Consider the following 12,826-nt stretch of genomic DNA (forward strand, 5'->3'; position numbering starts at 1 on the left):
AGATATTCCGTAAGGCCCCCATCCGGCTAAAGATAATATCGGCTCATTACAATCTGAACATCGAAACAATTTACTGAGCAATATCATACTTGTCAGGAATATTATAAGTGGTGACAAAAAAACGATCCATCCCCACCAAGCCAAATGCGGTAACCAGACCATCATCCAAAAATAGGGATGTACGTGAAAAATGCCTGTTATGAAGCATACTAACCAAGCGAGATTCAATCCCCATATAATAATCGTCACCCTTCGACGATTACCCTCTCCTCGAAAGAACTTAGCTGACGTCACAGCCACCCCAGTTCCAGTTTTGCTTCATCCGACATGCGGTCCGGCGTCCAGGGCGGATCAAAAGTCATCTCGACCTCGCACCGCTCAATGCCGTCAACGCGCGTGACCGCCTGCTCGACCCAGCCGGGCATTTCGCCCGCGACGGGACAGCCGGGCGCGGTCAGCGTCATCTCGATCTTCACATCGCCGGGCTCGTCATAATCGACCTTGTAGATCAGCCCCAGCTCGTAAATATCGACCGGGATCTCCGGGTCATAAACGGTCTTCAGTGCCTCAACGATCTTCGCCGTCATGTTCGACAGGCGAATCTCGTCCGGGCTCAGCGCTTCTGGCGAGGCCGGCGGCGAAGGCGCGTCTGTCCGGCCACCCGACAGATCGATCATGTCGCGGCCGCCTGTTTCAGGGTCATATGTCTGTTCGTTGTCGGTCATACTCATCCCAACATGTCGTGTGCCTTGGCGCAGGCGTCAACCAGCGCCTCGATATCGGCATGGGTGTTATAGGCGGTGAAGCTGGCCCGCGCGGTCGCGGTGACGCCGAGCTTCTTCATCAAGGGTTGGCAGCAATGGTGCCCGGCACGCACGGCCACCCCCTGCCGGTCGAGAATCGTCGAGACGTCATGCGGATGCGCCTGCCCGAGATTAAAGGCAATGACCGGTCCCTTATCGGGTGCCGCACCATAGACGGTTGCGATATTCGAGCGCCCCAGCGCCTCCATAGCGTGATCGGTCAGCTCTCGCTCATAGGCTTTGAGGCCCGAAATATCCTGTTCCATCAGCCAACGGAGCGATGCGCCTAGCCCAATCGCCTCCATGATCGGCGGCGTGCCCGCCTCAAACCGGTGCGGCGGCTCATTATAGGTAATACGCTCCTGCTCGACGATGTCGATCATCTCGCCACCGCCGCGATATGGCGGTAGCCGGTCGAGGATCGCCTTGCGGCCAAAAAGGACGCCAATGCCAGTCGGACCATAGGCTTTATGTCCGGTCATGACATAGAAATCGACGCCGAGATCCTGCACGTCGACCGGTCCGTGCACGGCATGCTGGCAGCCATCGGCAAGGAACAGCGCGCCATGTTCATGGGCAATCGCCGCCATCTCTTTAATCGGAGGAAAGGCCCCCAGCACGTTTGACTGTGCCGACATGGCCACCAGTTTCGTGCGGGAGCTGAACATCTCACGATAGGCGTCAAGATCGACATTCCCGTCGGCATCGACATCGAGCCATTTGAGGACCGCGCCTTTTCGCTCGCGCAGGAAATGCCACGGCACGATATTGGAATGATGCTCCATGACCGAGAGGATGATCTCATCGCCCTCGCCGATCTCGTCCTGTCCCAACACATAGGAGACAAGGTTCATCGCATCCGTCCCGCCCATGGTGAAGATGATCTCATCCGCACTTGCCGCGTTCAGATAGGTCTGCGCCGTCTGGCGAGCCTCTTCAAAGGCTGTCGTTGTTTCATTGGAAAGTGCATGAAGGCCGCGATGCACATTGGCATAGCTGTGCGTCATCAGCCGCGTCATCTCATCGATCAGCACACGCGGTTTCTGGACACTCGCCGCATTGTCAAGATAGACCAGCGGCTTGCCGTAAATCTCGCGGGAGAGGATCGGGAATTCGGCCCGGAATCTGGCGGGATCAAAACTCATTCGAGGTCCAACAGCTCCCTGACGACGCCTTCGCGGCTTTTCATGCCAGCGGCGCGGCCTTCTTCAATTGCTATGATGGCAGGCACGCCCCGTTCGGCGCGGTAAAGCGCCCACGCGGCCCCCGCCCTGTTGCCTGATGCACAATGGAGCAGGATCGGATAATCACCTGCTGTCTCCAGCCGCTTGATCAGTTTGGGGAGGATGTCGGGGATATCCTCGGCATCGCGCGGCATGGGGATGCTGACATAGCGCAGGCCCAGTGCCTCGGCGGCAGCTTTCTCTTCAGCGACGCCCGGCTCGTCGGGTTGGCGCAGATCGATCAAGGTCTTGAACCCGGCTGCTTTCGCGCGCGCCACACCATCATCGGCAAGCCGCCCGCCAATCCCGATATTGGGCGCAATACGGACGTAATTGGCGACAAAAGACATATCCTGATCGCCGGTCGGCGCGGCAACGCCATCCTCTGCGACCTGATAGGGCGTCGAGACCATTTGCGCCGTAGCAGGCGTCGCCATCATGCAGGCTGCAATTGCCAGCCATCTGATCATGACATGCCTCCTTCGCCAAAAAAGCCGGTGAGAGCGTCGCGCAACTTGTCGTTTTCAATCTCCTCCAGCACTTCAGCACTGAAGGCGTCGATCAACAGCCGTTGCGCTGCCGTCTCATCCAGTCCCCGCTGGCGCAGATAAAACAACGCCTCCGCATCGAGGGCACCGACGGTGTTGCCATGTGCACATTCGACATCGTCCGCATAGATCTCAAGCTCCGGCTTTGCATAGACCGTCGATGCACCGGAGAGCACAAGCGCGTGATGCGCCATCTGAGCATCCGTCTGTTGACCATCACGCTCGACAAGGAATTTGCCCTGAAAGACACCGCGAGCGCGGTCGTCGGTGATACCCTTGACGAGCTGACGCGTCACCGCGCCCGGCACGCCGTGTGTAACATGGCTGGTCAGGTCATTATGACGGGTACCGTTCAACCGATAGAGCCCGTCGAGCCGTACTTTCCCCGTCCCTGCATAATCGACATGTGTTTCATGCCGGGAGAAAGCCGCCCCGCCCGCTTGGGTGAGTTGATGAAACTCTGCATCTTCTCCGATGGAGATCATGCTCGTCTCAACACTGACAGCTACGTCGGCAGCAGGTTGGAGGATCACACGAGTGACGCTTGCGCCCTTGCCGATGACAAGATCGGTCAGGCTGTTTGCAAATGGCGCGCCCGTCAGCCGGTGGGTTTCGATCAGCGTGACCTTCACCCCCGGCGCAACATGGATTTTCACACGATCCGCATGGGCGCCCTGCCCCTGGCTGAGATGCCGGATGAAGAGCGGCGCCTCGAGGCTTTCCTCGATACCGATATCAAGCGTGCGGGCCGAAGTGGCCAGAGAGGCAAGCGGTGCATCGGGGATCAACCGCGGCGCAGCGTCTTTCATCTGGACCCGGATCGAGACCGGCAGGCCCGCCGGCCCTCGCACCGCGCCATTGGCGATGACAATCTCATATCCGCCGAGCGCCGCCAGCAACGGCTCATCATCTGCAGCGGTATAATCATAGGCTGCGGAGGGCTGACGCGCCTCCTTCAACGCAGCGCGCAAATCGGACCATTTCCATTCCTCGACCCGGCGGTTCGGCAGGCCGCGCGACCGCAAGGCCTCAAGCAGTGCACCGTCGGGCAGTTGCGCGGCGAGACGTTCCTCCGCCGGGGTAAGTTGAAGTTGCGTGCTCACTTATGCTGCCTCGGTGAATTGTTCGTACCCGCCCTCTTCGAGTGCGCGCGCCAGTTCGGGCCCGCCGGATTTAACGATCCGCCCCCCGGCGAGAACATGCACCGCATCGGGTTTGATATAATCGAGCAGGCGCTGGTAATGGGTGATGACAAGGAAGCCGCGCTCCGGCGAACGCAGCGAATTGACGACTTCGCCGACCATTTTGAGGGCATCGATATCGAGCCCTGAGTCGGTCTCGTCCATGATCGCAAAGCGCGGTTCGAAGAGAGCCATCTGCAGCATTTCCATGCGCTTCTTCTCACCACCCGAATAGCCGTCATTGAACGGACGTTTGAGCTTTTCAGGGGTAAGCCCGACCACTTGAGCTTTTTCGCGGAAGACCTTGAGAAATTCAGCCGCTGACATCTCCTCTTCGCCGCGAGCGCTACGCTGAGCATTCAACGCCGTACGGAGGAAGTTCATCGTCGCCACACCCGGGATTGCAACAGGTGACTGGAAAGAGAGAAAGACACCCTTGGCGGCCCGTTCATTGGGATCGAGGTCCAGAAGGTTTTCACCATTGAGGGTGACGCTTCCCTCCTGCGGCGCGTATCCTGGTCGGCCCGCAATCGAGTAAGACAGCGTCGACTTGCCCGAGCCATTTGGCCCCATGATCGCATGAACCTCGCCTGCCGGCACGTCTAGCGACAGGCCGTTGAGGATCGGATTCCCCTCAATCGTGAGGTGGAGGTTATTAATGTTCAGCATTAGTCAGTATCTTTCATTTTCGGCTCGACGATCAGATATTCTGTCGTCGTTTCGCCAGTATTCATGACCTCATGAACGGTGCCGTCACTCCACCATTCTGCACCTTCTTTGGTCTCGATCTCTCTCGTGCCATTTGCATCAGAGATGCGCTGTATACCGCCCTTCAGGATATAGCCCCAATGCGGTGCGTGGCGGTGTTTCTCGTGCCCAACACCGGGCGGGAACGTACAGCGCAGAACCCGAACCCGCTCATTTTCACGCACCAGTTCACAGACTTTCTCACCCTCCCATCCCGCAACAAGCGGATCGGGCAGATCGGGTTGAGTACCGATCAACACAAGTGAAATGAGGGCTCTGGCGATCATTCGGCCACCTCTTCCGGGTAGAGTGTATTCTGGTCATGGACCAGCCGCCACGCGCCTTCCTCCAGCCGGAAGACCAGCAGCAGCCAACGCTCGCGCGGTTCGCCATCTGGAGTGTCGCGATATTGATAGCGGGTCAGCGCCATGGAGAGGTCTTCGCCCTCGACAATGCGGATGATCTGCGGCGTCCAGACCCATTGATCGTCTGCGAACCATTCCTCGTGAAAGGCCACGACATTCGAGACACCCGTCACATCTTCCCCACCGGGGAAGATGACCTGCAGGTCTCCATCGTTCAGTGTCAGGGTTGATTTGAGGGTTTCAAGATCGCGGCCCGCGACCGCGTCGAGATGCGTCTCCACCGCCATCCTGAAATCAGGACGCGCTGTTTCAGCCTCACCGGAACAGGCCGCAAGGATGGGCAGGAGCAGGAGAACTGTAATCCGTCTGAGCATTATTCGTCTCCCTTGCCGGGCAGGCTGGCGCCCTTGATATATTTCGCCGGAGCCAGATTGAGCAGCAACGCCGTCACGAGCAGGGACACCCCGCCGCAGATTGCATCGACCGGAATGCCGGCAAAACCTGCGCGCAGCGCGGTTATCCGCAGATTGACGAAAACCACGGCGAGCAGGACGGCAAAGATAGCGTGCCCGACAGGCGAAGCCGGCAGTACGAAGGCCCGCTCCCAACCGGCAGTGCCTTTTTTGAAGAGAAAATTATTCATCACCCCACACTCCCCTCTAGGCTCACGGCGACGAGTTTCTGCGCCTCGACGGCGAACTCCATCGGAAGCTCCTGCAGAACCTCCTTACAGAAACCATTGACGAGCAGTGCGACTGCCTGCTCTTCATCGAGCCCTCGCTGTTGTGCATAGAATAGCTGGTCTTCTGAGAGCCGCGAGGTCGTTGCTTCATGCTCAAGGATTGCAGACGACGTCTTGTTTTCGACATAAGGCACCGTATGCGCGCCGCAGTTTGAACCGATCAGGAGGCTGTCACATTGCGTGAAGTTTCGCGCATTCTCCGCCTTGCGGCCAATGGAGACGAGCCCGCGATAGGTCTGATCGGACTGGCCAGCCGAAATCCCCTTGGAGATGATCCGCGAGCGCGTGTTGCGCCCCAGATGCAGCATCTTGGTACCAGTATCCGCCTGCTGATGATTATTGGTAATCGCGATTGAGTAGAATTCGCCCTGACTGTCATCACCGCGCAGGATGCAGGAGGGATATTTCCACGTCACCGCCGAGCCGGTCTCGACTTGCGTCCATGACACCTTCGAGCGGTCGCCCCGGCAATCGGCACGTTTAGTCACGAAATTATAGATGCCGCCCTTGCCGTCCTTGTCACCCGGATACCAGTTCTGGACAGTCGAATATTTGATTTCGGCATCTTCGAGCGCGACCAGTTCCACGACCGCCGCATGAAGCTGGTTCTCGTCCCGCATCGGCGCCGTGCATCCTTCGAGATAGGAGACGTAAGCGCCCTTGTCGGCAATAATCAGGGTCCGCTCGAACTGGCCGGTATTGGCCTCGTTGATGCGGAAATAGGTCGACAGCTCCATCGGGCAACGCACACCTGGCGGCACATAGACGAAAGTGCCGTCCGAGAAGACCGCCGTATTGAGGGTCGCAAAGAAATTGTCCGAGGCCGGTACGACCGAGCCGATATATTCACGCACGAGATCGGGATGCTCACGGATCGCTTCGGAGATCGACATGAAGATGACCCCGGCCTTCTCAAGCTCCTTCTTGAAGGTCGTTGCTACCGAGACGCTATCAAAGACCGCATCAACGGCAACGCCCGGTTTGGCACGCGCATCGCCCGGCGTCTCGCCCGCGCCTTCGACGCCGAGCAGGACTTCGGCCTCTTTCAGCGGGATGCCGAGCTTTTCGAAATCGGCGAGAATTTCGGGCGGTACGTCATCAATCGACTCATATTTCGCACCCGATTTGGGTTCGGCGTAATAGTAGTGGTTCTGATAATTGATGGGCGGATATTTCACCTTTTGCCAGTCCGGCTCTTCCATCTCCAGCCAACGGCGATAGGCCTTCAGCCGCCAGTCAAGCATCCATTCGGGCTCTTCCTTTTTGGCCGAGATGAACCGGACCGTATCTTCGGAAAGCCCTTTGGGGGCCTTCACGGACTCGATATCGGTCGAAAAGCCGTATTTATAGGTTTCGAGATGGCGGACCGTGTCGACGGTTTCCTTCTCGATGCCTTCCTTGACGGCAATATCCGGTTCAGTCGTATTCGTCATAGAGACCGACAATCTTTCCTTATTTCACAGCGCTGATGGCCTGCATCACCTTGGTTGCGCAATCCCGGCGGGTTGCGATTTTCTCATCGCGGTTCTCTGGCTGGTCGATCTCTGCCGCCCATGCCTCCGTATCCGCCTTGAGAGCCGAGATCTCTTCATCCGCTCCCGTCTCTTCGGCGGCAGGTTTCAGTTTTTCCTCGAGCGCCTGTTGCCAAATCGCCGTCACTTCTTCAGCCGTGTCGCGGGCTTTGCTGATCGGCGGCGGCACCTCACCGCCCCTCTCTTCGGCACGGGCTTCGAGTTCCGCCAGATCGATCTGCGCCAGCGCGACACAGCGGCTCAGCGTCTCGACCTTCTCTTCGGACAGTTCACCGGCGGCAAGGGAGACCAGTTCTTCAGGGGCCGGCTGGGCCATGGCCGTGAAGGGAATACTCGCTGTCATGCAGGCAGCAGTGCACATGATCAATTTCATCCTCATGCGACATTCCTCTCCACAATTCGTTGGAACTCATTCTTCCACAGACGCAGGAACATATCGGCATCGGCCATCGTGCTGGTCCAGCCGAGTGAGACGCGGATCGCCGAATTCGCTTCTTCCTCACTGGCGCCCATGGCATCGAGAACGCCGGACTGACGCACCTTGCCGGAGGAGCAGGCAGAGCCCGCTGATATCGCGATCCCGCCCAGATCCATCACCATGACCTGGGTTTCCGACCGGAACCCCGGCGCAGAGAAACAGCTCGTATTGGGCAGGCGCGGGGAATTCTGCCCCCAGATGATCACACCTTCAGGCAGCCCTGCTTCGATCCGGTCACGGATCATGGCAAGCTCGGCATAGCCTTCAGGCCGGGCCAATTTCGCGGCCTGTGAAAATCCAGCGATGGCGATCAGGTTCTCGGTCCCCGCCCTGCGGGACAGCTCCTGTCCGCCGCCGCGCAAATATGGTGCGAGAGCCAGCCCCGGCTTGATCACCAATGCCCCGACACCTGTCGGTCCGCCAACCTTATGCGCACCAAGGCTCATCATGTCAGCGCCCATCTGGCCGAAATCGAGCGGCAGTTTGCCAAAGCCCTGCACCGCATCGACGAAGACATGTCCGCCCTTGGGCCATGCCAGAGGGCCGAGCTTACCCACCGGCTGGATCACACCTGTCTCATTATTCGCAAGCATGACAGCCAGCAGGAAGGCACCTTCCGTTTCCTGATCATATCCGGCGAGCCGGTCCGCCAGCCATTCAAGATCGATCACGCCATCACGGGTGACGGGCACGGTTTCAACCGTGACGCCTGCTGTTTCAGGAAGCCCTTCGGCAGCCGCTTTCACCGCATCATGTTCGATGGCGGAGACCATCAGCCGCCGTACCTTCATCGGGCCATGAACCGCACCGTGAAGCGCCATGTTGATCGCTTCCGTGCCGCCGCCGGTGAAGATGACGCCTTCCTTGGGTGCACGGACTGTCTCGGCAATCACGCCGCGCGCGTCCTCCAGGATCTTCTTGCCTGCCCGCCCCTCAGAATGGGTCGAGGACGGATTATGCGCGCCCTTCATGACAGCGATCATCGCGTCCCGTACGCCGGGGCGCAGCGGGCTCGTCGCATTATGATCAAGATAAAGGCGGTCAGGCATGCTCGGCCCTCTCTTTCAGAGGGGCTTCCGCGCCCGCCGCAATATCGGCGAGGGTGATCCCGCCGAGATAGGTTTCGATCTCGCGGTCGAGGCCGTGCCACAGCTTGTGGGTCAGGCAGCGCGTGGAGCTGCCCGTGCAGCCAGTTGCCGCGCCCGGCACACAGGCCGTCGAGCGGATCTCTTCATCGACCGCTTCGACGATGGCGCCGACAGAAATCTCCGCCGATGACTGGGCAAGCAGATAGCCGCCGCCTGCGCCCCGCCGGCTCGTCACCAGCCCCGCTTTACGCAACTGGCCGAAAATCTGCTCGAGAAAGGCCAGCGACAGCCCCTGACGCACAGCAATATCGCTGAGCGGGACAGGCACGTCCCCGCCGAAAGCTGCCATATCAGCCATGGCCGCCACGGCGTTGCGGGCGCGGGATGTCAGTTTCATCGGGGCCTCTGAACTTCTGGTCGAGCATTTCTGGCCACGGCGCGAGAATGTGGTATAGGCCGCGGTCTTTGATAGGTCGGACATAAGAAATCCGACTATAACGGTCAACTTTCTGCGGTGAAGTTTTTCACCGCCTCTAACAGTCTGGACGGCGAATGCCCGAGATTATTTTCAACGGTCCCGAGGGCCGGCTTGAAGGCCGCTATCAGCGCGCCAAAGAAGACAATGCGCCGATCGCGCTGATCCTTCATCCCCACCCCCAGTTCGGCGGGACGATGAACGACAAGATCACTTATGAAATGTACCACATGTTCGCGCGGCGCGGCTTTGCGGTAATGCGGTTCAATTTCCGCGGCGTCGGCAAGTCCGAGGGCGAATATGACCAGGGTCAGGGCGAGCTTTCCGATGCCGCCACAGCGCTCGATTATCTGCAGTCTCTAAACCCTGCGGCGCCATTCGCCTGGGTCGGCGGTTTTAGCTTTGGTGCCTATGTCGGCATGCAGCTCCTGATGCGGCGGCCGGAGATAGTCGGCTTCATTTCCGTGTCGGCAGCGGCGAATCTCTTTGACTTCTCTTTCCTTGCGCCCTGCCCGTCATCGGGTGTGGTTCTGCACGGCACGGGCGACAAGATCTGCCCGCCCGAGCTGACCCGTGATGTCATGGCCAAGACCCGGACCCAGAAGGGCCGCCGGATCGAGTTCCAGACCATTGAAGGCGCCGATCACTTCTTCTCCCAACATGAGGAAGAACTGATGAAAGCGGCCGCCGCCTATCTCGACCGCCGCCTTGAAGAGCCGCCTGAAGGCCATCTGTTCACGGATTGATCAGATCAGCGGGCAGGCTCTGCCTCAATATGAAGGGTGACGGTGACCTGGGGAGTGACCCCTGCGCCGTCCCCGCCAAGCCCAAATGTAGTCCGATCAACCACGACTTCCGCTGATGCGACCGCCGTGACGCCTTCCATCGTAACAGTGAAGGGCAGATCAATCGGCTGGCTCACTTCTCTGATGGTGAGCATCCCTTTCGCCACAAAACCCTGCGCGGTGGCGATGATCTCATCTGAAACGAACATTGCCGCAGGATATTCCGCAACACTGAACCAGCCCGATCCTTTGAGTTCATCATTCGTGATCGCTTCGCCGGAATCGAGACTGGCAAGACCGATCCGTGCACGGATTGCGCCTGCCTCTTCGGGATGATCAAGATCGAGAACGATCTCCGCTGCAACATCATCAATATGAACGGTCTTCTCCGCACCAAAGGCACTGCCCGTAAGCTGGACATAACTCTCCTCTGGCAACAGCGACCATGCATGAGGATCTCCGCTCGTCTGGCCGATCTGTTCCATGGCCGTCCGCTCATCCGTCGGAGCTGGACCATGATGATCATCCTCTCCCCAGACCAGCATCACGACGAGATATAGCGCCGCAACCGCGACCAGCGCGCCTGTGATCGCAGGTATGGCGATGCGGCCTGTCGCGCCCTCTTTAGCCGGCAGCATACGGAGGAAGGTTTCGTCGCGGCTCATATAATGATGCTTCAGGGCCGCCGCGACATGCAGGACCAGAAGTCCGATCATTGCGGTGGCGAGCGCTGAGTGCGCATTATCAAACGCGCCGCGCCAGAAATCGCTTTCCGGTACCGGAAAATGAAAGACCGGGATCAGGAAGAAAATCTTCGTGTCGACCCCGCTCTGTGCCGAGACATAAAGCCATCCCGTCAGCGGCACGGTGATCATGAAGCCATAAAAAAGCCAGTGCGTGATCGGCGCGATAGCCTTCTCCGCTTTGCTCATTCCCGTCGGCAAGGCCGGGACGGGATGGGTCAGCCGCCAGTATAGCCGGTAAAGTGATAGGCCCAGAATGATGAACCCGAAGCTTTTGTGCATCTGGTAGACGAAGAATTTCTCATCCGTCCCCAGCCCCAGATGGGTCATGAATTTCCCGCCCACGAACTGGGCGATGATGAGGGCCGCGATCAGCCAATGCAGGGCTTTGGCAACACGGTGATAGGAAGTGGGGCGCATTTGATCCGTCATGCGCATAAAATGTCATCGGCCAGAGAAACTGACAAGCTCAGCTCGCAGCCAGCACCCTTGCGCGGCACGCAAAAGACGGCAGGCGAAAATATTTACGCGCGTTAACCACTTACGAAGGACGAATCGCCGTAACTGATTCCCATCAGTTGATATGCGTAAGTATTCTTTCGCATAGGGGCAGAGAGTGAACGGTCAGGCATTCCATTGCCATCCCCTCCTCCGCCGGCCAAGGCCGGAAGCTCCAGACGACTCCCTCTTCTTTACAGCCGTTGATGGTCCCCCCGGCAGGGCGCCGGACAATCCTTTGGCTGTGCTTCTTCCCGATGTCATAGAAAAGGAGTGATCCCATGACACGTCGTACAGCCAAAAGAGCCATTAAACGTAGCGGCAAACAGGTGAGCGATGATCGTCATGCCATTCCCGACAATGTCAGAGTCCTCTTTGAGGACGGATGGTCTCCCATGGAACAGATGGAGGGACCACAGGATCGCGAGCGCGATCAGCGATTCCGCAAGAATATCCGCCCACAGAATGAAACACAGCAACAATTCTTTGATCTGGTTCAGGATCATTCAGTCGTCTTCGCCGTCGGACCGGCGGGGACAGGCAAAACCTACGTCGCGGTCGCCAAGGCCGTTGAGGCGCTGGAGGCCGGCAAGGTCGGCCGGATCGTTCTCTCCCGCCCGGCTGTCGAGGCCGGAGAAAATCTCGGCTACCTGCCGGGCGACATGGAAGACAAGCTCTCGCCTTATCTGCGGCCGCTCTATGATGCGCTTACCGACCGGCTCAGCGCCAAGAAAGTCCGCTCCCTGATGGCTGAAGGTGTGATCGAGGTCGCACCCATCGCCTTCATGCGGGGCCGGACGCTCAACAATGCGTTTGTCGTGCTCGATGAGGCACAGAACTGCACATATGCGCAGCTCAAAATGCTTCTCACCCGGCTGGGTTGGCACTCGACCATGGTCGTCACCGGCGATCCGGAGCAGTCAGACCTTTTGCCGGGCGTCTCGGGCCTCGGTGAGATCACCGACAAACTGGATGATGTCGAAGGCATCGGCATCTGCCGCTTTGCCAAGGGCGATGTCGTCCGCCACCCGCTGGTCGCGAAGATGATCGAATATATCTGACGAGGGCGGAAGGCCGCCTTAGCTGGCGGCCTTTTCCCTGATCCCCGCATCGCCCAGCACCAGACGGCGCAGGCACTGGCAGTGGCCAAGCTCTTCACCGATGACCTTAGTCAGGTGCTGGTCGATCGCCATGGACAGAATTTCCTGCTGTGAGCGGTCAGTTGCCGCTGCCACCAATCGCAACAAGCGCTGCTGACGTGTCGTCATCCGGACGGTCATTCGCGGTTTGTCCGGCGCGGCATGCGCCTTGTGCAGCTTCTCTGAACAGGAAGACGCCGCAACGGGGGTCACTGCGACCGGCTCGCCATCCCGATCCCCCCGCCGAGACCGGCGCTGAAGATCGAGATCGGCAATGGCCGGTTGCGCATTGCCTTTGCGTGCGAGAAGGCCGCCATGCAGGCTGGCGAAACCGTCCCTATGCGATGTTTTCATCTGTTCTTGCATGACGTTGATCCCACACTTTTCCAGTTTCATTTCAGCGGACGCCGCCCGAAGATCGGCGCTCGCCTCCGGTCGGGCAGACCCGGCGGGGGGCCGGCATCCTGACTTCGGCGGTC

At 59.0% G+C, this 12,826-nt stretch carries 16 protein-coding genes; 2 read left to right on the top strand and 14 right to left on the bottom strand.

Going from position 1 to position 12,826, the window contains the following annotated elements; translation table 11 throughout:
* Positions 1 to 290: 290 nt before the first annotated feature.
* The 12 genes from DX908_RS02250 to DX908_RS02305 are packed head-to-tail and all read right to left on the bottom strand — an operon-like array spanning position 291 to position 9,104.
* Positions 291 to 725, bottom strand: coding sequence for an SUF system Fe-S cluster assembly protein (locus tag DX908_RS02250; protein ID WP_199564559.1), 435 nt, complete (start codon positions 723 to 725; stop codon positions 291 to 293).
* Between the two features lie 2 nt (positions 726 to 727).
* Positions 728 to 1,948, bottom strand: coding sequence for a SufS family cysteine desulfurase (locus tag DX908_RS02255; protein ID WP_116390834.1), 1,221 nt, complete (start codon positions 1,946 to 1,948; stop codon positions 728 to 730).
* Positions 1,945 to 2,496 carry a protein tyrosine phosphatase family protein gene (locus DX908_RS02260; protein WP_116390835.1) on the bottom strand — a complete coding sequence of 184 codons (552 nt, stop codon included), beginning with the start codon at positions 2,494 to 2,496 and terminating at the stop codon, positions 1,945 to 1,947. The genes DX908_RS02255 and DX908_RS02260 overlap by 4 nt, the downstream gene beginning before the upstream one ends.
* Positions 2,493 to 3,677 carry a Fe-S cluster assembly protein SufD gene (sufD, locus tag DX908_RS02265; RefSeq protein ID WP_116390836.1) on the bottom strand — a complete coding sequence of 395 codons (1,185 nt, stop codon included), beginning with the start codon at positions 3,675 to 3,677 and terminating at the stop codon, positions 2,493 to 2,495. The genes DX908_RS02260 and sufD overlap by 4 nt, the downstream gene beginning before the upstream one ends.
* Positions 3,678 to 4,424 carry a Fe-S cluster assembly ATPase SufC gene (gene sufC / locus DX908_RS02270; protein WP_116390837.1) on the bottom strand — a complete coding sequence of 249 codons (747 nt, stop codon included), beginning with the start codon at positions 4,422 to 4,424 and terminating at the stop codon, positions 3,678 to 3,680.
* A complete protein-coding gene (locus tag DX908_RS02275; RefSeq protein ID WP_116390838.1) occupies positions 4,424 to 4,789 on the bottom strand; it encodes a cupin domain-containing protein in 366 nt (121 codons plus the stop codon). The genes sufC and DX908_RS02275 overlap by 1 nt, the downstream gene beginning before the upstream one ends.
* A complete protein-coding gene (locus DX908_RS02280; RefSeq protein ID WP_116390839.1) occupies positions 4,786 to 5,241 on the bottom strand; it encodes a YybH family protein in 456 nt (151 codons plus the stop codon). The genes DX908_RS02275 and DX908_RS02280 overlap by 4 nt, the downstream gene beginning before the upstream one ends.
* Positions 5,241 to 5,513, bottom strand: a complete 273-nt coding sequence (locus DX908_RS02285; RefSeq protein WP_147303704.1) for a hypothetical protein — start codon at positions 5,511 to 5,513, stop codon at positions 5,241 to 5,243. Before DX908_RS02285 ends, DX908_RS02280 begins: the two co-directional genes overlap by 1 nt.
* Positions 5,510 to 7,042: a Fe-S cluster assembly protein SufB gene (gene sufB, locus DX908_RS02290; protein ID WP_116390841.1), complete on the bottom strand. Its 1,533-nt coding sequence runs from the start codon at positions 7,040 to 7,042 to the stop codon at positions 5,510 to 5,512. Before sufB ends, DX908_RS02285 begins: the two co-directional genes overlap by 4 nt.
* A gap of 19 nt (positions 7,043 to 7,061) precedes the next feature.
* Positions 7,062 to 7,520, bottom strand: coding sequence for a hypothetical protein (locus DX908_RS02295; protein WP_147303705.1), 459 nt, complete (start codon positions 7,518 to 7,520; stop codon positions 7,062 to 7,064).
* On the bottom strand, positions 7,517 to 8,668 hold the full coding sequence (locus DX908_RS02300; protein WP_116390843.1) for a cysteine desulfurase family protein: 1,152 nt from the start codon (positions 8,666 to 8,668) through the stop codon (positions 7,517 to 7,519). The genes DX908_RS02295 and DX908_RS02300 overlap by 4 nt, the downstream gene beginning before the upstream one ends.
* Positions 8,661 to 9,104, bottom strand: a complete 444-nt coding sequence (locus DX908_RS02305; RefSeq protein WP_158548433.1) for an RrF2 family transcriptional regulator — start codon at positions 9,102 to 9,104, stop codon at positions 8,661 to 8,663. Before DX908_RS02305 ends, DX908_RS02300 begins: the two co-directional genes overlap by 8 nt.
* Before the next feature lie 155 nt (positions 9,105 to 9,259).
* Between DX908_RS02305 and DX908_RS02310 the strand changes: the two genes are divergently transcribed.
* Entirely contained in the window at positions 9,260 to 9,928 is a 669-nt protein-coding gene (locus tag DX908_RS02310; RefSeq protein WP_116390845.1) for an alpha/beta hydrolase, read from the top strand.
* Between the two features lie 5 nt (positions 9,929 to 9,933).
* Here DX908_RS02310 and DX908_RS02315 read toward each other — a convergent pair whose 3' ends face one another.
* Positions 9,934 to 11,142, bottom strand: a complete 1,209-nt coding sequence (locus DX908_RS02315; RefSeq protein ID WP_158548434.1) for a cytochrome b/b6 domain-containing protein — start codon at positions 11,140 to 11,142, stop codon at positions 9,934 to 9,936.
* 347 nt (positions 11,143 to 11,489) lie between these two features.
* On the opposite strand from DX908_RS02315, the gene DX908_RS02325 reads away from it, so the two are divergent.
* Complete coding sequence (locus DX908_RS02325; RefSeq protein ID WP_116390848.1) at positions 11,490 to 12,269, top strand: PhoH family protein; 780 nt, start codon at positions 11,490 to 11,492, stop codon at positions 12,267 to 12,269.
* A gap of 18 nt (positions 12,270 to 12,287) precedes the next feature.
* On the opposite strand, the gene DX908_RS02330 is transcribed toward DX908_RS02325, so the two are convergent.
* Complete coding sequence (locus tag DX908_RS02330; RefSeq protein WP_158548435.1) at positions 12,288 to 12,701, bottom strand: hypothetical protein; 414 nt, start codon at positions 12,699 to 12,701, stop codon at positions 12,288 to 12,290.
* Positions 12,702 to 12,826: the final 125 nt, after the last annotated feature.

This window comes from Parvularcula marina (assembly GCF_003399445.1).
Taxonomy (GTDB): domain Bacteria; phylum Pseudomonadota; class Alphaproteobacteria; order Caulobacterales; family Parvularculaceae; genus Parvularcula; species Parvularcula marina.

Coding starts and splice junctions, on each gene's coding strand:
- DX908_RS02250 (WP_199564559.1), bottom strand. CDS start 725: ATGACCGACAACGAACAGACATATGACCCTGAAACAGGCGGCCGCGAC.
- DX908_RS02255 (WP_116390834.1), bottom strand. CDS start 1,948: ATGAGTTTTGATCCCGCCAGATTCCGGGCCGAATTCCCGATCCTCTCC.
- DX908_RS02260 (WP_116390835.1), bottom strand. CDS start 2,496: ATGATCAGATGGCTGGCAATTGCAGCCTGCATGATGGCGACGCCTGCT.
- sufC (WP_116390837.1), bottom strand. CDS start 4,424: ATGCTGAACATTAATAACCTCCACCTCACGATTGAGGGGAATCCGATC.
- DX908_RS02275 (WP_116390838.1), bottom strand. CDS start 4,789: ATGATCGCCAGAGCCCTCATTTCACTTGTGTTGATCGGTACTCAACCC.
- DX908_RS02280 (WP_116390839.1), bottom strand. CDS start 5,241: ATGCTCAGACGGATTACAGTTCTCCTGCTCCTGCCCATCCTTGCGGCC.
- sufB (WP_116390841.1), bottom strand. CDS start 7,042: ATGACGAATACGACTGAACCGGATATTGCCGTCAAGGAAGGCATCGAG.
- DX908_RS02295 (WP_147303705.1), bottom strand. CDS start 7,520: ATGAGGATGAAATTGATCATGTGCACTGCTGCCTGCATGACAGCGAGT.
- DX908_RS02300 (WP_116390843.1), bottom strand. CDS start 8,668: ATGCCTGACCGCCTTTATCTTGATCATAATGCGACGAGCCCGCTGCGC.
- DX908_RS02305 (WP_158548433.1), bottom strand. CDS start 9,104: ATGAAACTGACATCCCGCGCCCGCAACGCCGTGGCGGCCATGGCTGAT.
- DX908_RS02310 (WP_116390845.1), top strand. CDS start 9,260: ATGCCCGAGATTATTTTCAACGGTCCCGAGGGCCGGCTTGAAGGCCGC.
- DX908_RS02315 (WP_158548434.1), bottom strand. CDS start 11,142: ATGACGGATCAAATGCGCCCCACTTCCTATCACCGTGTTGCCAAAGCC.
- DX908_RS02325 (WP_116390848.1), top strand. CDS start 11,490: ATGACACGTCGTACAGCCAAAAGAGCCATTAAACGTAGCGGCAAACAG.
- DX908_RS02330 (WP_158548435.1), bottom strand. CDS start 12,701: ATGAAAACATCGCATAGGGACGGTTTCGCCAGCCTGCATGGCGGCCTT.